Origin of the sequence: Sphingomonas sp. (assembly GCF_039594485.1) — a bacterium.
Classification (GTDB): domain Bacteria; phylum Pseudomonadota; class Alphaproteobacteria; order Sphingomonadales; family Sphingomonadaceae; genus Sphingomonas.
Window position 1 is genome coordinate 1 of the sequence record NZ_JBCNNI010000034.1, and the last position, 21,148, is coordinate 21,148.

General features: G+C 66.1%; 20 protein-coding genes. 8 read left to right on the top strand and 12 right to left on the bottom strand.

Features of this window, described 5'->3' with window-relative positions; translation table 11 throughout:
- Nucleotides 1–104 precede the first annotated feature (104 nt).
- Nucleotides 105–593 (bottom strand): SDR family NAD(P)-dependent oxidoreductase, encoded by a 489-nt coding sequence (locus ABDV78_RS15040; protein WP_343528245.1) that lies wholly within the window; start codon nt 591–593, stop codon nt 105–107.
- A 131-nt stretch (nt 594–724) separates the two neighbouring features.
- Here ABDV78_RS15040 and ABDV78_RS15045 point away from each other — a divergent pair, with 131 nt between their 5' ends.
- Entirely contained in the window at nt 725–1,036 is a 312-nt protein-coding gene (locus ABDV78_RS15045) for a metalloregulator ArsR/SmtB family transcription factor (RefSeq protein WP_343528246.1), read from the top strand.
- Here the strand turns inward: ABDV78_RS15045 and ABDV78_RS15050 are convergent, their stop codons facing one another.
- The gene (locus ABDV78_RS15050; protein WP_343528248.1) at nt 1,037–1,900 is read right to left on the bottom strand and encodes an aldo/keto reductase family oxidoreductase; all 864 of its coding nucleotides are present in this window, start codon (nt 1,898–1,900) and stop codon (nt 1,037–1,039) included.
- Between the two features lie 91 nt (nt 1,901–1,991).
- Between ABDV78_RS15050 and ABDV78_RS15055 the strand changes: the two genes are divergently transcribed.
- Nucleotides 1,992–2,888 carry a LysR family transcriptional regulator gene (locus ABDV78_RS15055; protein ID WP_343528249.1) on the top strand — a complete coding sequence of 299 codons (897 nt, stop codon included), beginning with the start codon at nt 1,992–1,994 and terminating at the stop codon, nt 2,886–2,888.
- Here the strand turns inward: ABDV78_RS15055 and ABDV78_RS15060 are convergent.
- Both ABDV78_RS15060 and ABDV78_RS15065 read right to left on the bottom strand, forming a co-directional pair.
- Nucleotides 2,885–3,715, bottom strand: a complete 831-nt coding sequence (locus tag ABDV78_RS15060; RefSeq protein ID WP_343528250.1) for an aldo/keto reductase — start codon at nt 3,713–3,715, stop codon at nt 2,885–2,887. The two genes, ABDV78_RS15055 and ABDV78_RS15060, sit on opposite strands and share 4 nt — an antisense overlap.
- An 81-nt stretch (nt 3,716–3,796) precedes the next feature.
- A complete protein-coding gene (locus ABDV78_RS15065) occupies nt 3,797–4,078 on the bottom strand; it encodes a DUF427 domain-containing protein (RefSeq protein ID WP_343528282.1) in 282 nt (93 codons plus the stop codon).
- 148 nt (nt 4,079–4,226) lie between these two features.
- Here ABDV78_RS15065 and ABDV78_RS15070 point away from each other — a divergent pair, with 148 nt between their 5' ends.
- On the top strand, nt 4,227–4,409 hold the full coding sequence (locus ABDV78_RS15070; RefSeq protein ID WP_028966278.1) for a hypothetical protein: 183 nt from the start codon (nt 4,227–4,229) through the stop codon (nt 4,407–4,409).
- Between the two features lie 5 nt (nt 4,410–4,414).
- A complete protein-coding gene (locus ABDV78_RS15075; protein ID WP_343528251.1) occupies nt 4,415–5,065 on the top strand; it encodes a UPF0149 family protein in 651 nt (216 codons plus the stop codon).
- Nucleotides 5,066–5,179: 114 nt separating this feature from the next.
- Here ABDV78_RS15075 and ABDV78_RS15080 read toward each other — a convergent pair whose 3' ends face one another.
- Nucleotides 5,180–5,578, bottom strand: a complete 399-nt coding sequence (locus ABDV78_RS15080; RefSeq protein WP_343528252.1) for a VOC family protein — start codon at nt 5,576–5,578, stop codon at nt 5,180–5,182.
- A 64-nt stretch (nt 5,579–5,642) separates the two neighbouring features.
- Nucleotides 5,643–6,365, bottom strand: coding sequence for a glutathione S-transferase N-terminal domain-containing protein (locus ABDV78_RS15085; protein ID WP_343528253.1), 723 nt, complete (start codon nt 6,363–6,365; stop codon nt 5,643–5,645).
- A gap of 49 nt (nt 6,366–6,414) precedes the next feature.
- On the opposite strand from ABDV78_RS15085, the gene ABDV78_RS15090 reads away from it, so the two are divergent.
- The 4 genes from ABDV78_RS15090 to ABDV78_RS15105 all read left to right on the top strand — a co-directional run bounded on the left by ABDV78_RS15090 (nt 6,415) and on the right by ABDV78_RS15105 (nt 11,732).
- Nucleotides 6,415–7,035 (top strand): TetR/AcrR family transcriptional regulator, encoded by a 621-nt coding sequence (locus ABDV78_RS15090; RefSeq protein WP_309660547.1) that lies wholly within the window; start codon nt 6,415–6,417, stop codon nt 7,033–7,035.
- A 1,013-nt stretch (nt 7,036–8,048) separates the two neighbouring features.
- Complete coding sequence (locus ABDV78_RS15095) at nt 8,049–9,347, top strand: site-specific integrase (protein WP_343528254.1); 1,299 nt, start codon at nt 8,049–8,051, stop codon at nt 9,345–9,347.
- 276 nt (nt 9,348–9,623) lie between these two features.
- Nucleotides 9,624–10,532 carry a tyrosine-type recombinase/integrase gene (locus tag ABDV78_RS15100; protein ID WP_343528255.1) on the top strand — a complete coding sequence of 303 codons (909 nt, stop codon included), beginning with the start codon at nt 9,624–9,626 and terminating at the stop codon, nt 10,530–10,532.
- A gap of 6 nt (nt 10,533–10,538) precedes the next feature.
- Nucleotides 10,539–11,732: an IS91 family transposase gene (locus tag ABDV78_RS15105; RefSeq protein WP_343528256.1), complete on the top strand. Its 1,194-nt coding sequence runs from the start codon at nt 10,539–10,541 to the stop codon at nt 11,730–11,732.
- Nucleotides 11,733–12,151: 419 nt separating this feature from the next.
- Here ABDV78_RS15105 and ABDV78_RS15110 read toward each other — a convergent pair whose 3' ends face one another.
- From ABDV78_RS15110 to ABDV78_RS15135, 6 genes are all read right to left on the bottom strand, one after another.
- The gene (locus ABDV78_RS15110) at nt 12,152–12,355 is read right to left on the bottom strand and encodes a hypothetical protein (RefSeq protein WP_343528257.1); all 204 of its coding nucleotides are present in this window, start codon (nt 12,353–12,355) and stop codon (nt 12,152–12,154) included.
- A 13-nt stretch (nt 12,356–12,368) separates the two neighbouring features.
- Complete coding sequence (locus ABDV78_RS15115) at nt 12,369–13,664, bottom strand: amino acid permease (protein WP_343528258.1); 1,296 nt, start codon at nt 13,662–13,664, stop codon at nt 12,369–12,371.
- On the bottom strand, nt 13,661–15,121 hold the full coding sequence (locus ABDV78_RS15120) for a septum formation initiator (RefSeq protein WP_343528259.1): 1,461 nt from the start codon (nt 15,119–15,121) through the stop codon (nt 13,661–13,663). Before ABDV78_RS15120 ends, ABDV78_RS15115 begins: the two co-directional genes overlap by 4 nt.
- A 1-nt stretch (nt 15,122) precedes the next feature.
- Nucleotides 15,123–16,316, bottom strand: coding sequence for a pyridoxal phosphate-dependent aminotransferase (locus ABDV78_RS15125; RefSeq protein ID WP_343528260.1), 1,194 nt, complete (start codon nt 16,314–16,316; stop codon nt 15,123–15,125).
- 69 nt (nt 16,317–16,385) lie between these two features.
- Complete coding sequence (locus ABDV78_RS15130; RefSeq protein WP_343528261.1) at nt 16,386–19,442, bottom strand: TonB-dependent receptor plug domain-containing protein; 3,057 nt, start codon at nt 19,440–19,442, stop codon at nt 16,386–16,388.
- A 201-nt stretch (nt 19,443–19,643) separates the two neighbouring features.
- Nucleotides 19,644–21,047, bottom strand: coding sequence for a peptidase S10 (locus ABDV78_RS15135; protein WP_343528262.1), 1,404 nt, complete (start codon nt 21,045–21,047; stop codon nt 19,644–19,646).
- Nucleotides 21,048–21,148: the final 101 nt, after the last annotated feature.

The window sequence follows — 21,148 nt, forward strand, 5'->3', positions numbered from 1 at the left end:
GACCTCTTCTGTCATGCTCGCGCCGAGCGGTTTTGGTCCAGCCCATGTGATCTCCGTGGTCTTCGCAACCCTCGATCAATCACAACTGGCTGAAATCGCTCAACTCAATTTTCGGTCGGGCTCTTAGTCGCGCTGTAGACCGTGGTCGCGGGGAAGGCCATTTCGCCCGAGATGCTGCCGATCAGGATGATCCGCCCGCCGTCGCGAAGATGCGGCAGCGCGGCGCGGGTGCCGACGTGCAGGCCCTTCACATTGACGCCGAACTGGCGGTCGTAGGTCTCGTCGGTGTACTCGGTAACGGTCGAGAATTCGGCCACCCCGGCATTGTGGACGAGGATGTCGATCCTACCCAGGGCAGCGGCGGCCTGTTCGACGCCCGCGCGTTGCGAGGCGGGATCGGCGGCGTTGGCCTGGAAGGCGAAGGCGGTGCCGCCCGCGCTCTCGATCGCCGCCACGGTGGCGTCGGCCGCCGCCTTGTTGCCGGCATAGGTGATCGCCAAGGTCGCGCCGTCGGCCGCCAGCCGCTTGGCGATCGCCGCTCCGATGCCGCGCGATCCGCCGGTGACGAGCGCTGTCTTGCCCTGAATCGACATATATATTCTCCAGAAATGCTGGCCCGCGATCACGGCATCGTGCGCTGTCGGCAGGCGAGAGATGGGGTGATGCTTCAATAGTTCAATAATTCCGAACTATTAAATTTACTGTTGTCCCCTATATCTGGCGCATGGCCCGCTTCACCCATCCCCGGCTGGAAGACGTTCCGCTCGATCTGGCGCTGCATGCGCTGGCCGATCCCAATCGGCTGGCCATGGTGGCGCGGCTTGCCGCGACCGAGCGGCTGAGCTGCACCGAGGCCGCGCCCTGCGAGTCCATCCCGAAAAGCACCCTGTCCAACCACTTGAAGCTGCTGCGCGGGGCGGGGCTGATCGAGACGACGCAAGCCGGGCGCGAGATGATCAACACGTTGCGCCGCGCCGAATTCGACCGGCGCTTTCCCGGCCTGCTCGACGCGGTGCTGGCCAACCGACCGGCCTGATTACCCGCCGATCGCGTTGAGTTCGGCCACTGTATCCTCCGGCAGCGTCAGCGATGCCGCAGCAAGGTTCTCGTGGAGATGCGCCACCGACGAGGTGCCCGGGATGAGCAGGATGTTGGGCGAGCGCTGGAGCAGCCAGGCGAGCGCCACCTGCATCGGCGTGGCCTTGAGCCGCGCCGCCACGTCGGAGAGCGCCGCCGACTGGAGCGGGCTGAACCCGCCAAGCGGGAAGAAGGGGACATAGGCGATACCCTCCGCCGCCAGCGCGTCGATAAAGGCATCGTCGTCGCGGTGGGCGAGGTTGTATTGGTTTTGGACGCCAATGATCTCGGCGATGTCGCGGGCTTCCTCGAACTGTGTCGGCGTCACGTTGCTCAGCCCGATATGGCGCACCAGCCCCTGCCGCTGGAGATCCGCCACCGCCTTGAGCGGCGCCGCGAGTGATCCCTCGGCGGGGCCGTGGACATCGAACATCAGGCGCAGGTTGACGACGTCGAGCGTCTCCAACCCAAGGTTCGTCAGATTGTCCTCGACCGCGCGGGCCAGCTCGTCCGCCGCGAACGCGGGCAGCCAGGATGCATCGTCCCCGCGCCGCGCGCCGATCTTGGTGACGATCAGCAGATCGTCGGGGTAGGGAGACAGCGCTTCGTGGATCAGTCGGTTGGTGACGTGCGGGCCATAGAAGTCGCTGGTGTCGATGTGGTTGACGCCAGCCTCGACAGCGGCGCGAAGTACGGCGAGCGCCGCATCATGGTCGCGCGGCGGGCCGAACACGCCGGGTCCGGCGAGTTGCATCGCGCCATAGCCGAGCCGCTTCACGGCGCGTCCGGCGAAGGAATAGGTGCCTGCCTGGTCGATCGTCATTGTTGTTCTCCTGTGCTGCCTCCCAGATATGGCTTGCGGATCATCGCGATAAGCCGGAGTGATCCGTACGGGCTGTGCGGAAAACCGAACAATGAAGGCGGACCTTGCCGATCTCAACGCGTTCCTGGCGGTCGCACAGGCGCGGGGCTTCCGCGACGCGGCGCGGACCGTCGGGTCGAGCGCATCGACGCTGAGCGAAGCGGTGCGGCGGCTGGAAGCGCGGCTGGGCGTCCGGCTGCTTCATCGCACCACCCGCAGCGTTGTGCCGACGGAGGTGGGGACGCGGCTGATCGAGCGGCTGGCGCCGGCACTGGGCGAGGTGGAGGCGGCGCTCGACGTCGTGAACCTGTTCCGCGACCGGCCAGCCGGTACGCTCAGGCTCAACGTGCCGGTCAGCGCGGCACGGCTGGTGCTGCCGACGATCCTGCCCGGCTTCCTCGCCGCTTATCCGGATATTCAGGTCGAGATCGTCGCCGAGGATATCCTGGTCGATATGGTGGCGTCGGGCTGCGATGCCGGCATTCGCTATGACGAACGGCTGGAGCAGGATATGATCGCAGTGCCGATCGGTCCGCGCGTCCAGCGCTTCGCGACCGCCGCGGCGCCGGCCTATCTTAAGGCGCGTGGCCGGCCGGCGCATCCGCGCGATCTGCTCGAGCACGCCTGCATGCGCGGTCGCTTCACCAGCGGCATGCTGACCAGCCCCTGGGAATTCGAGCGCGACGGCGAGATCGTGCGGATCGAGCCGCAGGGGCCGTTGATCGCCAGCGTTGCCGGTGCGGTGGATCTGCTAGTCGACGTTGCGTCGGCCGGTGGCGGCATCATCCACCTGTTCGAGGATTGGCTCGTGCCGGCGCTGGCCAGCGGCGTGCTCGAACCGGTGCTGCCCGAATGGTGGCAATCCTTCTCCGGCCCGTTCCTCTATTATTCCGGCCGCCGCCTCATACCGCCGCCGCTGCGTGCGCTCCTCGACTTCATCCGCGGTTAGAGCATCGCGAGCGGCTCGGGGCCGCGTGGCGACGGGAACAGGTCGTCGAGGCGTCGTAGCTCGGCTTCGGATAGTGTGAGGTCCAACGCCGCCCGGTTGTCCCGCACATGGGCGACGGACCCGGCCTTGGGGATGGGGAGGATACCGTCCCGCGTCAGCAACCAGGCGAGAGCGAGTTGCGCGGGCGTGGCGTCGCGCTCGGCGGCCATTTGGGCAAGGCTGGGATGGGCCACCAAGCGGCCTTGCTCGACCGGACTGTAGGCCATGACCGGCATGCGATGCTGCGCGAGCCATGGGATCAGGTCATATTCCGGACCACGTCGGGTCAGGTTGTAGAGGATCTGGTCGGTCTGGCACCCCTCGCCCCCGCTCGCGACGAGTTCCGCCATGTCGTCAGTATCGAGGTTGCTGACGCCCCAGCGCAGGATCTTGCCCGCTGCGACCAGTCGCTCCATCGCCTCCGCCGTCTCCGCCAGCGGCACGCGCCCGCGCCAATGCAGTAGGTACAGGTCGAGCCGGTCGGTCCCGAGCCGGGCGAGGCTCGCTTCGCAGGCATGCTGGAGCCGGTCGCGTGCGGCATTCTGCGGATAGGCCTTGCTGACGAGAAACACCTCGTCGCGCATGCTCGCGATAGCTTCGCCGACGAGGCGTTCGGACTCGCCGTCGGCATACATCTCGGCGGTGTCGATCAGGGTCAGGCCGAGCGACAGCCCCTCGCGCAGCGCGGCGATCTCGTCCGGTCGGCGGGCGGGGTCTTCCGCCATCATCCAGGTGCCTTGGCCAAGCGCGGGGACGGTCGTACCGTCCGGAAAGCGGATCGTCTTCATGCGGCGGTCAACGTTCGACCCAGTGCATCGGGCCAACTTCCGGTTCGTGACGCCGCGCGCGGCCGTTGCGGCGCAGCCAAGTCAGGCGACCGTGACTCCCTTCCAAAAGGCGATGCGTCCGCGGATGTTTCCCGCTTCGGGCTTGGGATCGGGGTAATACCAGGCGGCGTCGGGATTGTCGGCGCCCGCGACGTGCAGGCTGTAATAATGCGCCGTTCCCTTCCAGGGGCAGATTGAAGTCGTGCCGCTCGGCCGCAAGAGCGCGGTGTCTACGCTCTGCTCGGGGAAATAGTGGTTGCCCTCGACGATGACCGTATCATCGCTATCGGCGATCCGTACGCCGTTCCATTTTGCTTCCACCATCATGCGTCTCCTGACGCCGATGGACGTCGGTATCCGGTCCACGTCCGTCAAGATCATGCCTGGGGACATTCAATGGGGCGGTGTCAAACAATGGAGCGGTGTCAAAGCAGACCGATCCTGCTAACGGACCGCTATGCTGAAAACCCGCATGAAGCGCATCGCCGCCAGGACGGAACACGAGCTTCAGCGCCTCGCTGCCATCGAGGCGGCGGTGGCCGCGTTGGGCGATGAGGATCTGCTCGACTTCGCCGACATCTTCGCCGCGGGCGATCAGACGCCGCTGCGTGTCATGGCGGAGGATCAGATGCGTCGGCGCGGCCTCAGCCTGTGAGGAAAATGCCGTCCCGCTTCCGGCGTCTCGATGGGGCACTGGCGGACCTGCCGGTCGAAGAGCCGATGCTGCTCACCGAGCTCGACGGTTTCCTGACCGGGCTTATCGTCTGTCCCGAGCCGATCCCTACGAATGAGTGGATGACGGTCATATGGGGCGTCGAGGGCGATGGCGTTCCGCCCTTCGACGATCCCCTCGACGTACAATGGTTCGTCAAAGCGGTCGCGGCGCGCCGCGACGAGATCGCGCGTGACCTGTCCCGCGGCAAGTTGCAGCCGATCCTCGACGTCGACGAGCGGGATGGCGAGGTTCTGTGGGAATATTGGATTGACGGCTTTTCTAACGCGATCGCGTTGCGGCCAGACGCGTGGGATGCGGCCGCCGCCGATGCGGCATGGGCCGATCCATGGCACCGCCTGCTGGCGCTGATCGCAATCGCGCGTGATGAAAGCGAACTCGACAGCGTCGAGGTCAACGCCTTCCAGGATCGTGCGGTGGCCGAGCTGACGGATACGGTCCAGCGCCTCTACGCGGCGCGTACGCGGGTCGGCGAGGCGAAGCCGATCGCCGTGGATGCGGTCGCGGCGGCAAAGACCGGCCGCAACGATCCATGTCCTTGCAGATCGGGTAAGAAGCATAAGCATTGCTGCGCCTGAACTGACCTCAGACCAGGCGGTCTCATCTGATCCTCGCCGCACCGGATCGACCAAGCGCTGCCCGTCCATGATAGGGACGGGCAACACGGGCGCGGCACGATACGAGGCGCTCGATTATTCCGGAAAATGAATCCCGCACAGCTTGTTGCCGTCGGGGTCGCGAAAATAGGCGAGTTCGATCGTACCCATGGACGCGGTATGACGCGGGCCGGGCGGGCCTTCGATCGACGTGCCGCCATTGGCCACAGCCGTATCGTGAAGTTGCTTCACCTGCTCGGGCGAGTCGCATGAGAAGGCCACGGTGCTGCCGTTCGCGACGGTCGCCGGTTTGTCGTTGATCGGCTGGCTGACGATGAAGTTGGTCCCCTTGCCATCATTGTAGATGAGCCGGGTGTGGCCGCTGTCGGCGATATTCCGCGCCGGTTCGCCGACGCCGAGCGTGCCCAGCACCGTGTCGTAGAAACGCTTCGATCGCTCGATGTCGTTCGATCCAACCATCGTGTGAAACAGCACGTCATTCTCTCCTGCTCAGGGTATTTCTCAAACGGACACAAACCCCGTCCGGGGCACGCGGTTGCTAGGCGCGGTTATCCAGTTCTGGCACGCCACTGCTGCGATCGGCATAGGCGGCGAGGAACGTTGGGCGGCGCTGCCACCGCTGCCAGAACGCATCGATATGTTCATAGCGCTCGTCGAGCGGCATCGCGTTCACCTCGAACTTGGAAAAGGCGATAGCAGTCGCCAGCGTGATGTCCCCGAAGGTCGGCTCCGCACCGCCGAGCAGCCAGTCGCGGCCATCGGCCAGATGCCGGTCGACCAGCGCGGTATGCGCCAACGCTTCCTTGCGGCAATGCTCGCCCCATGCCGGGTTCGAGGTCAGTTCGAGCTTGGGGCCGAGTCCCTGGTGCAGGACGTGGAACGCGGTGGTGATGCGGTAGAGGATGTGCACCCAGATGCGATTGTCCCACATGGCGTCGAGCCCTTGCTCCTCGGCCGTCTCGCCCATGATCCGGCGCCCCGGAAATGCCTGGTCGAGATAACGCACGACGGCGGCAGTTTCCGAGATGAAGCTGCCATCGGCCAATTCAAGCGTCGGGGTTTCACCCCATGGGTTCATCTTCAGGTGCTTCCACTGCCGCTGCTCGCCCATCGGCGACATATTGTAGACCTGCTCGTCGAAACGGTCGGCAATGCCTTTCTCGTGCAGGAAGATGCGCAGGCGCTGGGGATTGGGGAACGCCGAGGGAGAGGTGAACAGGCGGAGCTTCGTGGTCGGCGGCGGCGGGGATTGCGACATCATAGTTTTACCTACCAAGTGATCGGTAGACAGACAAATGCGCGCTTGCGTGATGGGCGTCAAGGTCTATCTACCACTTGGTCGGGTTGGCGAGACGGGTGGAGCAGTGGCGGTTTCAACATCCAGGGAAGCGGTGCTGGCCGCCGCACGGCGGACTGCGATGGCGCGTGGCTATAACGGCCTCAACTTCCGGGACATCGCTGCTGAAGTCGGGATCAAGGCGCCCAGCATCCATCATCATTTCGCAACCAAGGCCGATCTCGGCGCGGCGGTGGCGCGGCGCTATTGGGAAGACACGGTCGAGCAGCTCGATGCGATTGCTGACGAAGCGCCCGACCCGCTGGCCGCGCTACGCCGCTATCCCGAGATTTTCCGGGCCTCGCTGTCGAACGACAACCGCATCTGCTTGTCCAGCTTCATGGCCGCCGAATATGACGATCTTCCCCATCCGGTGAAGGCCGAGGTGCAATGCTTCGCCGACGTCAACGTCGCGTGGCTCGGCAAGCTGCTCGTTGATGCCAAGGTCGTCGAAGCGGGTGAAAGCGAAGCGAGGGCAAAGGCGATCTATGCGGCGGTTGCCGGCGCACAACTCTTCGCAAGGGGCCGATCGGACATCGCGCTCTTCGATAAGATGATCGCCAGCTACCGCGCGGTGGGGCTGTTGCCGGCATAGGCGCCGGGACGAACCGCTAAACTTAAAACCGCGCTTCGGTCCGCGTGCCTCGCTGTTTTGGCCAGGAACGACCAGCCATCGACGGACAAGCGTTCCTGCATGCACCACTGCGCCGACACGTCTCTTGCTAGCGTCCAATACCGTCCAAATCGCAATTGAAAATTGTGCCAATGCACTGTAGCAATGGGCTGTGCAGGCGGTACCTGCGCGCTGGTGGAATCAAGTACTTAGCTCGCAGATGCGTCGGGATGGGAATCCTGCCGCCCCAGCCATGTTTCTATTTAAGTCATTGTTTTAACGGCAGAAAATCGTTCACAGCCACTGGATTGGGCCGGTGGGTGTGACGGCTCCATGTGGAGATGCCGTGCCTGCAATCCAGAACGTCGAGCGCCGAGGCGCCGTCTATTACTGGCGCCGTACCGTCCGTTTTCAGGATGGTAAGCCTTTCACCCTACGTCTCAGCCTTCGAACCACTGCCCAGGCGGTGGCGCGCAGCATGGGATGCGCGATGACCGCGAAGAGTGAGACGCTGAAGATGACTTTGGGCAAGGACGGCCCAGCCGCAAAACTGACGACCGTCCAAAAGGCGGGAATTTTTCGCCAGGCGATGGAGGGGATGCGCGATCACCTCGAGCAGGTCCACGTCGGCTTCCAGCGTACCGAACCCGACGCGACCTTCATGATTGAGGGCCTAGTCGGAATCTACGAAGCTATGCTCAGAGATTTTGTCGTTCACGGCGTCCCAGAAAATGTCGGCAGCAGAGAGCATGTCGAGGCTCGATTCTCCGGGCTGACCGACGAGCAGAAGGAGACGCTGATCGACTTTTTCGCCGATCAGCCGGAATGGCGTGATACGATCCCACGACCGGGCGGCTCAAGATCTTCGAACGGCGGGTGTCGCCGAAACCGAGGACAATCTCGATATCGCCCGGAAGGTCAATCTAGAAGGAAGGCTGGCGGCCGCGCTGGAGTATCGGCGTCGTCTAGTCGACCCAGCGACTATGTGGGCGGCCATGACCGACGATCGTATCCCGGCTGCGCCGATGCCTTTCGCCGCTGTTGCTGCCGCGCCAGCGACCGTTCCTGCTCCGCTTCCACGGCGCGAGCCGGAGGTGGCCGAGCCGTGGGCATCAATGACGCCAACCCAGGCCGCGGAGCGGTTCATCGCCGACAATCCCAAGATCGTCGGTGATGCGAGGCGCAAGGCACGTTGGACGGAGAAGACCCGGACCCAGTTCCTGTCGGCGGCACGTCTGCTCGAGAAGAGCTACGGTGCCCTCCCAATACGCCTCCTGGGGCGCGAGGACGTCGTCAGGCTCAACGAGCACTTCTCACGTCTGCCCGTCAGTCACCACAAGTCGCGGCGCCACGACGCGATGTCGCTGGAGGAAATTTGCCGCGAGGCGGAGGCGGAGATCAAGGCTGGCACGCGCGACGCGAAGACGATCGGGCTCCAGTCGACCAGCACGAACCGCCACTTCCTCTTCCTAAAGGAATTGGTGGCATGGGTCGGAAAGCAGGTCAACGGTGTCGCCACCATTGACTGGTCGAACTTCCTCTATGAGGATGATCGCGATGCACGCGATCAGCGTGATGCGTACACCGAGGAGGAAGGTCGGCAACTGTTTCGTCTGCCGATCTGGATGGGGTCGCGATCGCTCGGGCGTCGGCTCGAGCAGGGGACTGAAATTTGGCACGACGCGGGCTTTTGGGTGCTGCCCATTGCCTGGTACACCGGATGCCGGCGCGAGGAAATCTGCCAGCTGACGCTCGATGACATCGGTGAGGAGAAAGGCATCTGGTTCTTTACGATCACCGACGAGAACGGTGGGCGAGTCAAGAATAAGGCGGCGGTTCGACTGGTGCCATTCGCTGACGAACTGATACGGCTCAGGCTACCGGAATACGTCAAAGCGCTGCGTGCCGCAGGCGAGACGATGCTGTTTCCGGAGCTTCGGACCGCGTCGGGCAAGCGGAGCTATGGGGATGTCTATTACAAGAACTGGTGGATGAAGATCGCCAAGAAGCTGGACTTCATCGAACCGGGTCAGGCCATCCACTCGTTCCGGCACACAGTCACGACGGAGTTGAAGCATCGCGAGGTCTTCCTCGAAACCCGTGCTGATCTCGTCGGCCATACCATGAGCGGGGAAACTGCCGGTCGCTACTCGAAGGCGGCGCGGTTGACCCGGCTGAAGGAGGCGGTGGACCAGATCCCCAAAGTTACCGACCGCCTTCAACCGCTGCCGACGCGCCTTTTGCCTAGCTCCAGCCGCCAGCCTCGCCCGGCTCGATTAAAGGCTGGTGAATGACATGCGTCGTCAGGGTGGTATCCGGTGAGAAACGGCCGACTTTGGAACTTTGTTGCCGTTCGCCTGCGGCACGTCGAACGGCGCCTCTTGTCAGAAGCCGACGTTCAACGTTTGCACGACCGGCCTCTGGGAACGTCAGAAGTTGGTGGGTGCACGAACCCGCTGCGCGGGAGGGGGTGCGGGGCGCGGTTTGAGGTGACGTCGCCAGCGTAGCGTGTTGGTTGAGCGCTATTGGAAGCAGGCAGAGCATCGGGGTTCCACGAGAGGAGCCTTGCCATGACCATCCTTGCCCCGGTTGTTGCCGTCAGCCCGCTACGCCAGCGTCTCATCGACGAGATGGATCTGCGCCGTTTCGGCCACGAGACGCAGCGCAACTACATCCGCGATGTCGGCCGGTTCGCGACGTTCCTGGGGCGGTCGCCCGACACGGCGACGGCAGAAGAGGTGCGGTGCTTCCAGATCGAGCAATGTGACCTGGGCGTGCCGGCGCCGACCATGAACGCCATCGTGTCGGCGCTGCGGTTCTTCTTCACACAGACGCTCGACCGCCCGGATTTAGCTCGCAAGCTGGTCCGCATGCGGCACGTGCGCAAGCTGCCGGTAGTGCTGAGCCAGGACGAGGTGGCGCGGCTGCTGGCGGCGACTACGTGCCTGAAGCATCAGGCAGCGCTGTCGGTCGCCTATGGTGCGGGATTGCGCGCGTCCGAGATCGCCGCGCTCAAGGTCCGCGACATCGACAGCGAGCGCATGCTGCTCCGGGTCGAGCGCGGCAAGGGCGGACGGCATCGCAACGCGATGCTGCCGGCCGGGCTGCTGGCGCTGTTGCGGGAATGGTGGCGGGTCGGTCGGCGGGAGGGCGTGTTGCACGTCGATGGCTGGCTGTTCCCCGGCCAGCACTATCTCAAGCCAATCAGCACGCGGCAGTTGCACCGCATCGTCGTCGAGGCGAGCCTGGCGGCGGGCATCGGCAAGCGCGTTGGACCGCACACGTTGCGGCACTGCTTCGCCACGCATCTGCTCGAGGACGGTATCGACGTCCGCATCATCCAGACGCTGCTTGGGCACGCGAAGCTGGAAACCACCGCCTATTACACGCAGGTCGCCACCCGGGTGCTGCGCAATGTCACCAGCCCGTTCGACCGGCTCGCCACGGCCGCTAGAGAAGCGAGAACGTCGAGCGGCTGAGCAGGCATGCGCGCCGCCATCGAGGTGGCCGACATCTTCCGTGCCGCAGGTTCTGCGTACCGGTCCGCCCGTGCCGGGCACCTGAGCCTCGACCAGTTGAAGGTCATGTCGGCCATCGAACATTGCCGAACCGCCATCATGGGCGGGCACGTCGAGGCCTGCACCGACTGCGGGCACTGGCGGGTTGCCTATAATTCCTGTCGCAACCGGCACTGCCCGCGGTGCCAGGGCGCGGCGGCACGCACGTGGCTTGCCGAGCGCGAGGCCGATCTGCTGCCCGTCGGCTATTTCCACGTCGTCTTCACGCTGCCTGCCGAGGTCGCCGATGTAGCGTGGCAGAACAAGGCGGCGGTCTATGGCCTGCTGTTCCAGGCGGCGTCCGAGACGATGACGACCATCGCCGCGGACTCGAAGCATCTCGGCGCCCGCATCGGCATCACCGCGGTGCTGCATACGTGGGGCTCGGCGATGACCCATCACCCGCACATTCACATGATCGTGCCGGGCGGTGGGTTGTCAACGGACGGCAACCGCTGGATCTCGTCACGACCGGCGTTCCTGCTACCCGTCCGCGTTCTCGGCAAGCTGTTCCGCCGCCTGTTCCTGACCCGGCTGATGGTACTCCACGAGACCGGGCGGCTCGCCTTCTATGGCAGCCTCGGCCATCTCACCGACCGGCGTGCGTTCCTGCGTCACCTCGCCCCGGCCAGGAAGAAACGCTGGGTGGTCTATGCCAAACCGCCGTTCGCCGGCCCCGAGACGGTGCTCGCCTATCTCTCGCGCTACACTCACCGCGTTGCGATCTCGAACAGCCGGCTCCTGCGCTTCGACCAGACCGGCGTCACCTTCTGCTACAAGGATTACCGCCGGGGTGGTGCTGACCGCCAGCAGGTCATGACGCTCAGCCCCGACGAGTTCATCCGCCGCTTCCTGCTCCACGTTCTGCCCAAGGGCTTCCACCGCATCCGCCACTACGGCCTGCTCGCCGGCGCCACCCGCAAGGCGCATCTCGAACGAGCCCGCCAACTGCTCGGTGTTGCAGCGCCCGCGGCGCCCGACGCACGGGCCGAGCCGGACGACATACGGCCGCCATGCCCCTGCTGCGGCGGGCGCATGGTCGTCGTAGAAACCTTCGAGCGCCAGTGTCAGCCCCGCGCACCGCCGGACCATGATCTTCTATCCGGGATGCAGGCGTCGTGACCCGGCACGGCCCGAGGACAACATACTCCGCAGCGCGGGTGCTTGCGGAAACGGTGTCATCCGTGCCGACTGCCGCCAGAGCGCTGACCACGTCGGCCGTTACCGGGCTGCCCCCAAGGTGAACCCATCCTGCCCACCCGATTCCGGACGGTCCACCTTCAGGGGCGCGTCCACATATGCCGTGTTGCTGCGCATCCCAGCAGGCCGGAAACCGAAAACCCCATAGCGCACCGCCTGCGGCCCGCGGGTTCGGGCTTCCAAGACTTTCGTACGCCTGCCGGCGCCCGAAACCCTTCAGGCACGGAACGGCCGCTTTCGGGCAGCGGCGCGAGAAAGCCGACGTTCGTTCAGCCGGGAGGGCAGTGGTCTTAGCGCCCACCAGGGGTGGAAAGCGGCAAGCGTCCGGTGAAGGCGTCACATCAGGCAGGACGGTAGGTCCACGGCAGCAGTTCAGCGACTCGGCGTGCCGGATGGTCGGCGATGCGGCTGATGATGTCAGCTACCGACGCCGCGGGCGCATGGGAATGATGTTCGGCCATCGAAGCCTGGCGTCGCTTCGTCGCCCGCTCTGCTCGCTGCCCCGCCGTCTTCCTTTCCGCCACGGCACTCGTCGCAACCATCATCTCCTGGCTTCGATCAGCGGGGCCTGACCCTGAAAGCGATAGAATAACACCAACCGCAGAGCATCCAGACCAGAAGTAGGAGGTAGGGCCGCCAATCCGCCTCTAGGCCGACGAAGATCAAAATCGTAGCACAGGCTGTGCCGGCATAGCCGAGTAGCCGCATCGCACGGTGGCCTAACTTGAACGCAGCTGCGTCATATAAGTCGGGATAGCGGTCGACGACCCGGGCGGCGACGAGGCAGATGCTGCCGTATTTGATGAGGTTGGGGATGTTCACCGCCAGAAACAGGAAGGTGAGTTCCATCGGCAGAAGCAGGCCGACGCAGCCAAGCAGGAAGACCGCGAACAGCGCGACATGCGGCGTCTGCCAACGCGGATGTACCCGGCCGAGCGCGCGCGGCAGCATGCCGGACACGCCCATCGCATAGAGGCTCCGGCTGAACATCGCGAACAGCGCGTTGAGCGACTTGCCGATCGACAAGACCGCCGCCAGGACAATCAGCGGCGTCGCGGTTGGACCCATGAAGCGTTTGGCTGCATCGAGGATCGGCGCATCGCTGGCGCCCAGCGCGTCGCCGCCGAGTATCCCCAGAGCGACGAAGCCGACGGCGAGGTAGAGGAGTGTCGCCGATCCGATCGACAGCGCGATGCCAAGCGGGATGGTGCGGCGGCCATCGGCGACCTCCGCTCCGGCCTCTGTCGCGGCCTCGATGCCGAAGAACAGCCCCATCAGCAGGGGCGTCGCCGCGATCATGCCGTGCACGCCGTTGGGGAACAGCGGTCGCAGCCGGGCGGGATCTACCGCACTCGCACCGCCCCAGACGACGAAGAGCGCGAACAGCAACAGCATGCCGACAAGCAGCACCTTTTGCACCCGCGTGGCGACATGGACGCCGAACAGGTTGGCGACGAGCGCGAGCAGCATGATTGCGAGCATCGTCGGTTTGGTCGGCAGCGGCACCAGCATCGAGGCGTAGCGGACGAGCACGAGCGCCAGCACGACGATCGCACCGAGGTTGGCGACGATGCGCGCCCAGCCGATGTAGAAACCCCAGGCGGGATGCAGGAACCGGGCGGGCCAGACCACCGACGCGCCGGAAACGGGGCATGCCGAGCCCAAGAAGGCATAGCTGACCGCGATCAGGTACATCGGCAGCGCAGCGAGCAGCGCCGACAGCAGCATGGCCGGTCCGGCGATGCGCGCGGCAGGCGCGATCGCCGAGAATATCGACACGCCGACTGCGGTGCCGAGCCCCAGCGCTACGACCCCCCACAGGTCGATGCCCTTGGCGAGGCTCGCCTCGCTCATCGGGCGGGCGCTTCCGCAAGGAAGGCACGCAGGTCGCGCATCAGCAGGTGCCAGCTGGTATCGTCAGAATAGGCTACATGGCCCGCGGGGTAGCGGCGGTTGCGGAACCGGTCGGGCGTAAGGGTGCTTTGTGCGAAGAGATAGTCCGCCGCGCCGACGGTCGTGGTGAGGTCGTAGAGGCCGGTGCCGACGAAGAGGCGCATTGCGGGCGCCACCGCCATCGCCCGTTCGAGGCGCGCCATGAACGGCCAGTCGTTGAACGGGGAGTCGCCGGAGCCGTAACGCCAGTCGTCCTCGCCGCGGACGATCACGCGATAGGCGGCCGCATCGGGGACGCCGATCCGGGCAAGCTGCCCGACCACCGCCTTGCCGTAGAGGTCCGACACGGCCGAAAAGGCGTCGGGGCCGACGGTGTCACCCGCATCCGCCGCTCGAAGCGCCGTGTAGCGCGCATCGTAGCGACCGAGCACGCACCCTTGCCCGCGCAGCAGCTCGACGCGGAAGCGCTCCTTGGAGATGCGCAGGTCGTGGGCGAGGTAATAATTGCGCGATATGCCGGTCAGCGCCTCCAACCGCGCCGCGACGGCGGCGCGATCGGCGGCGCCCAATGCGCGGCCTCGGAACAGCGCGGCGAGATAGGTTTCGGCATAAGCGGCGGCCTCACGCGCGCTACCCTCGGGCGTACATGGGGCGGCACGGACGTGATGATAGCAGGCGATCGCGGCGAGCGTCGGGAGCGCCACCGGATAGGTGACGACATTGCCCGGCCGCTGCGAGGTCTCGATCATGTTGAGCGCCTGGCCAAGCAGCAGCACGCCGTCGAGCTTCAGTGCGGCATCCTGCCGACGCAGTGCATCGACCATCACGGCGGCGCGGATCGTGCCGTAGCTTTCGCCGAGAATGTAGAGCGGCGCCCCAGTGCGGCCGTGTGCGGACAGCCAGGCGCGGGCGAGCTGTGCGACCGCGTCGGCATCCCCATCGACTGACCGGTAGAAGGCGAGGTCGGCATCCGCTGCCAGTGAGGAAAAGCCTGTACCGGGTGGATCGAGGAAGACGAGATCGGCGACGTCGAGGAGCGTGTCCGGATTGGGCGCGACGATGGCGGCGGCGGGCAGCGGCGCTTCTGGGTCTTTAGGCACTTGCGCGCGGAATGGCCCCAGCGCCCCCATCTGGAGGTAGGCGGAGGCGGCACCGGGGCCGCCGTTGAAGACGAACAGCACCGGCCGCTCGCGCCGCGCGGGCACGCTGTAGGAGATATAGCCCGCGGTCGCATCCTGTCGGCCGGGCCGGCTGGCGACCGGCACCACGCCGACCTCCGCGGTATAGGCGATGCGCCGGCCGGCGATCATGGCGCTCTGGTCGCTACGCGCCCTGATCGTCGGCGCGGGCAGCGGCTGCGCCGAGGCGGCGGCTCCGGCGACCAGCATCGCCCATCCCCATAACGCGCGCCGTATCATCTTATGCGATCCCCCTGCCATGCCGGTCGCGATAGCGGATCAGGCCGTCGGTCAGCGCCTGCAAGCCGTAATCGACATCCGCCGGTGTCCGCGCGAAACCGATACGGATATGCCCCGCCGCGCCGAAATACTCGCCCGGCGCGACGACGACGCCGCAGCGGTCCGCCAGCCATTCGGAGAAACGCACGGTGTCGTCGATCCCCACCAGCCGCGGAAAGGCGATGCAGCCGAACGGCGGCAACGCGCCGGTGATCAGGCCCTGCTCGCGCCAATGCGCGTGGTAGGATTCCATGATCGGCCGCGCGCGGCGGATCATGCCGGCGCGATACGCCTCGAAGATGTCGGGGTGTTCGAGCACCAGCGCGGCGACGGCGTGCGAAAGGTTGGACACACCGAAGTCGATCTCCTCGGCAAGGGCGCGGATGCGGGCAATCGGCTCCTGCGCACCGACGATCCAACCGCAGCGCAGCGTGCTCAGCCCGTGCGATTTCGTGAGGCTGCTGATGCTGATGAACGCGGGTGCGATCCGAGCGGCGGGCGGCTGTCGCAAGGCCGGATCGACGTAATCGCCATACACCTCGTCGACGATCACATGGAGCCCACGCGCCTCCGCCAGCGCACCGATCGCTGCGAGCGTGTCGGGGGGCAGGGCCATGCCCGACGGATTGTGGAGGTTGGACAGCACGATGAGCCGCGTCGCCGGTGTGATTGCCGCCTCCAGCGCTGCCACGTCGATCGTGAAATCGTCGCCGTGCCGCGCGAAGCGGTCGACGCCGTAACCATGGGTCTCGGCAATCGTGTGGAACAGGTCGAAGCCCGGCGATTCCACCAGCACCCGCTCGCCGGGCGCCAGCATGGCGCGATAGATCAGCGACAGCGCACCCGTCGCGCCGGTGGTGCACACGACCCGTTCCGCCGGAACTCCATAAATCCGCGCGAGTTCGGCGACGACATAGGGGTTCCCGTTGGTGAAGGCGCTGGTGTAGCGAGAGGTGATCGTCTCGCCGAAGCCGTCCGCGATGATCCGGCGCAACTGGTCGACGGGTTCGGGCACCGAGCTATCGAACAAGCCGACCAGCAGATTGCGCTCCGACCGGACGGCGCGGATCACCCGGCGCACCCAATGGGAATAGGACTCGCGTGCCCATGGCGTGCTGGTCGCGAAGGCGTGGTCGCGTTTGTCCGGCCGGGTCATCGTGAGGGTCCGCGCGTCAGGAGGCATGGTGGGCAAGGCCGCCCGGCCGCGAACGACCGGGCGGCGCCATCAGTTGAGCTTGATCCGCGCGCCGGCATAGAAGCGCCGGCCGAGGATGTCGCCATAGGCGATCTGCGGATAGGACGGGTCCTTGTCGGTCAGATTGTCGACACCGAAGCGCAACGCCACCGTGCCGAGATCGAGCTGCGCAGACACGTCGTGGACGATGTTGCGAGCGAGGACGGGATTGGGCGTCGTTTCAATCGACACGTTGGCGCCCGCCGCGGTCCGATCGCGATATTGCAGCTGGTAGGTGAGGCGCAGCGGCCCCTTGCTCCAGGCGGCGTTGAAGCGGCCGACCCAGGTCGGCGATAGATAGGTGCCGTCGGTGCGCACGAAGGTGGTGCCGGTGACCGAAGTGGTGAGCAGCGTGGTGTGCGTCGCCGCCGCGGTCAGCTGCAACCGGCCGAGGTCGCGCCCGCCGAACAGGTCGCCGGGTGCGAACTGATAGTCGACCACGTAATTCTCACCCCGGTAGCGGATGACGCCGGCGTTGAAGGTCGTGGTGGTGCCGGTGGCAATCGTGCCGCCCGGGCTGAGGCCGTCGCTGGTTGCCAGCCGGGTGAAGGCGCTGCACACCCCCGCGGCGGGATTGGGATCGTCGTAACAGGCTGCGGCAAAATCGGCGGTCGTGAAGGCGGACAGGCCGTCCTCCAGGTCGATCTCGATCCGGTCGGCGCTGATCGTGAGGCCCGGGACGAACCGCGGCTGGAACAGGATGCCATAGGTCCAGGTGTTCGAAATCTCGTTGCGCAGGACGGTGTTGCCGCCGGTGGTCACTATCGCCCGCTGGAAATTCTCGGACGGGTCCTGGAAGCGGGCCAGGCGCGCAGCGGCGCTCAGCCCCGCGCCAGTGCCGTCGGCATCGACGCCGTAGCCCGGATTGGCGGCAAAGAGGGCAAGGCAGCTGGCACGGCGCTGGGCGGGGTTCGGACCGCTCGCGATCCGGTCGGCGTCGCAGGGGTCGAAGCCGGTCGAATTGACCCCGCTCGACGAGGGCGCGAGAAGTTGCGTGAGCGTCGGTGCGCGGAAGTTGCGGCTGCGCGAACCTCTCAGCGTGACGCCGCGCACTACCTCCCAGCGCAGGCCGAGATCCCAGACGTTCTGGTGGCCGGCGTAGCTGTTCTCGACGTAGCGGAACGCGCCTTTCGCTTCGAGCAGGCGGACGAGCGGCAGCGTGAAATCCTTGCCGACCAGCGGCACGATCAGTTCGGCCGAAGCCTCGTCGGTGTTGTAGCCGCCCGATTGCGCGACCTGCTGCACGCCGGTGCCGAAGCTGCCCGCCCGATTGGCCGCGAGCGGATCGAAGCGCGCGCGTTCGTCGCGATGCTCGTAGGCGAGGCTGACGTCGACGTTGCCCATCGGCAGGCGGGCGAGCGTGCCGCCCAGGGTCGCCAGCAGGTCGGCCTGTTCGTTTGTCCAGTCGATACCGGCGCGGGTGCTGACGTAGTTGCGCGCAGCGGCGCTGACGTTACCGTTGCCGAAGGGGTTGATCGGCGCACACGCTGCATCGTTGTTGGACGGATTGGCGTCGGCATTGATCGCGCAGACGATCTGCCCGCCACTCGACACCGCACTGATCGCATTCTGGAAGCGGCTGTTGACGACCTGCCAGCTACGCTGCGCGCCTTCGACCCGGGCATAGCTGCCGGCGAGCGACCAGTAGAAATTGTGGCTGCCCACGTCGAAGTCGCCGTTGAGCGCCAGCGCCGCGCGATAGGTGTCAGTGCGCGTGGTCTGGTCGTTCGACGGGGTGAGATCATAGAAGTATTTCGACAGGTAGAGGGGCGCACCGCCTGCGAAACCGGCGTTGGCGCTGCTCAGCAGAGTACGTGCCTGTGCCGTCAGGAAGGGATTGGCAATGGTGAAGGCGATCGGCCCGCTGAACGATCCCGCGTTGAGCGTGGTATAGCTGTTGCCCTGCGGAATCTCGGTGCCGGTGGTGCGTGCGTAGAGCAGCTCGGTCGAGACGGTGAGGTGATCGGAGAGGTCATAGTGGCCAATGAGGTTCGCCGTGTAACGCTCCACGCCGGTGCGTAAGCCCGCGAGTGCCTGATATTTGAAGCCGTCACCGCCCGAGGCGAACGGAATGCCCTGGATAACGCCGGTGTTATAGGGAACGACGCTGCCGTCAGGCGCGAATTGCAGGGCGTTGCCGCCGCTGCGCGCGAGGAACGGCGGCACCGGGGCGGGGCGGGTGAAGATCACGCCGTTGGCGTTGAACGGCCAGAAGGCGGCGTTGAAGATTTCCTTGACCGCCGGGATGCCGTCCGCGGGGCCGGTGTCGGCGGGATTGCTGACGGTGAGGCGACCGAGGTTGGAGAGGGGGCGCGCCGAGAACATCAGCGTCGGCGATTTCGAATAGCCGAGGTCGATCGCGACGTTGCCGCGGCCGTCACCGAAGTTGCGGCCGGCGGTCGCACGCAGACTGTGCGTCGCATAGTCGCCACGGCTGGAGATGCCGTTCTGCGCGTCCAGTTCGAGCCCCGCAAAGTCCTTTTTGACGATGTAGTTGACGACGCCGGCGATCGCATCGGAGCCGTAGACCGCGGCGCCGCCACCCTGATAGACCTCGACCCTATGGAGCAGACCCAGAGGAATGATGTTGGCGTCGACGAAGGCGTTGCCGACGCCGTCGCCTGCGCCAATGCCGGACCCGCTCGTCACCATGCGCCGGCCGTTGAACAGGGTCAGCGTGCGCCCTGGCCCGAGGTTGAAAAGGTTCGGTGCCTGATAGCCGGGGCCGCTCGAATTGCCGCTGCCATCGGCCTGGTTGAGCACCGGCGCGTTGGAAGGAAGGTTGTTGAGGGCATCGGCAGCCGTGATGAAGCCGCGATCGGTGATCGCCTGCGATGTAATCTCGGCGACGGGTGCGGCATTGTCGAGACCGGCGCGGCGGATACGCGACCCGGTAACGACGATCGTATCCGGGCTATCGGCTTGCGGCCCCTCCTGCAGGGCCGCCGCGCTGTTCGCGATGGAGCCGTCCGTGGATGATGGCGTCGGCGCCTGCTGGGCGGCCGCCGGCACCGCGATCAGCGAGGCGAGCACCGCGGTCGAAGCCATCCACCCCCGGATCATCCCGTTATGCGTCGTTTGCATGAAGCCCCCTTCGTGTCGCTCCGCGCGGGTCCGCGGCTGCTGCCGTCGGCCTTGCGCCCTGCCGACGAGGATAGCGGGCGTGGTCGGGCACTTTCTTGCGTTGATCCTGCGGTAACGCCCGGTTCAGGCCGGCATCGATCGCGCCGATGGGGGTTCCTGCAAAAATTATGCGCCCATGCCGAGAAAAGCTGCAAGTTCGTCGCCGAAGCGCTGGGTTTCGTGAGAATCTTCATACATCATGTGACCGCCTGCAAAGCAGCGCAGGGTAAAGCGGGCGCGGATGTCTGCGGGCAGCGCGGCGACGGTGGCGGCGTTGCCGGCACAACTGTTCAGCGAATCGTAGAGACCGGTCGCGACCCACACGCGCAGCGTGGAATCCTTGGTAATGGCGCGCTGGATCCAGGGCTGCGATGCGCTCGGCGGTCCTTCGCCGGCCGTGGCGCGGGCGAGCGACTCCTTGGTGATCGGCGACTGGTCGTAGCGCCACTGGCCGCCGATGTCCGCAGCGGGCGCATCGATGCCGGCGTAGCGGCCGGCGCCGTAACCGAGGTCGGTCCGGTAATAGGCGAGGGCGAGCGCGTCGTCCTCGCCGCTCGCCGTCCTCGCGATCTGGCGCATGTCGAAGATGCCGAGCGTCTTGCCTTCCGGTCCCAGCAGACGAGTGCGAAAGTCGCGGGGGGAGACCCAGAGCGTCTTCGTGTCAATCGTCGTAGGATCGAGACCCTGGTAGCGGGCGAGGCGGTTCACGAGGGCGGCGCGCGCGGAGGCGTTCAGCCCGCCGGGATCGGCAAGGGCCGGGGCGTAGATCGCATCGGCCCAGCGCTCGACTTCGGCGAGCGTGGCGCCCTGGTCGCGCTGCAGGTCGGGTGTCAGCTTGCCGAGCGCGAAGGCGGTGGCGGCGCGATTGACCAGCGACAGTGCGCGGCGTCGTTCGCTGCCCCGTTCTTCGCCAAGCGGGATGCCGCCTGAGATCAGCGCGACGCCGACGACCGGGATGTGCGCGTCGATCAGAGCCTCTGCAACGCCTGCGGCGCGCCACGTGCCGAAGCTCTCGCCGACGAGGGCGAGCGGACTGCCGGTGCGGCGATAGCGATGGCGGAAGTCGCGGATGAAGGATGCCGTCGAGGCGATGTCGGCGAGTGTGCCGTAGAACGCGTTCGCCTTGGCCGGCGTGTCGGCGCGACTGAACCCGGTGCCGACCGGATCGACGAAGACGAGGTCGGTGCGGGCGAGCGGGCTCGCCGGGTTGTCGGCGAGCGCGCCGCCTCGGATGATGCGCGGGCCGATCGCGTGGAATTGCAGCGTGCGGGAGTCCGCGCCGGGGCCGCCGTTCCAGACGAAGCTGAGCGGGCGCCGGGCGCCGGGGACCAAGTACGCGGTGTAGACGATACGCGCGGTCGCTTCCCCGACACGGACCGGAATTGCGCCGACGCAGGCGACATAGTCGAGCCGTCGGCCGCCGATCATGGCACTATGGCGCGTCTCAGTCGCGTCGGGCGCACAGACCGCTGCCGCGGCTGGCGCGCCGATCCCCGCCAACATCAGCCCAATTACCGCCGACCGGATCATCGTGATATCTCCCTGCGTCCGTCGAGAGTTAGCGGATAAGGCGCGGCAGAATTATGCGCACATGGCCCGTCGTGTCGGATCTAGGTGAAGTTACGCCCACG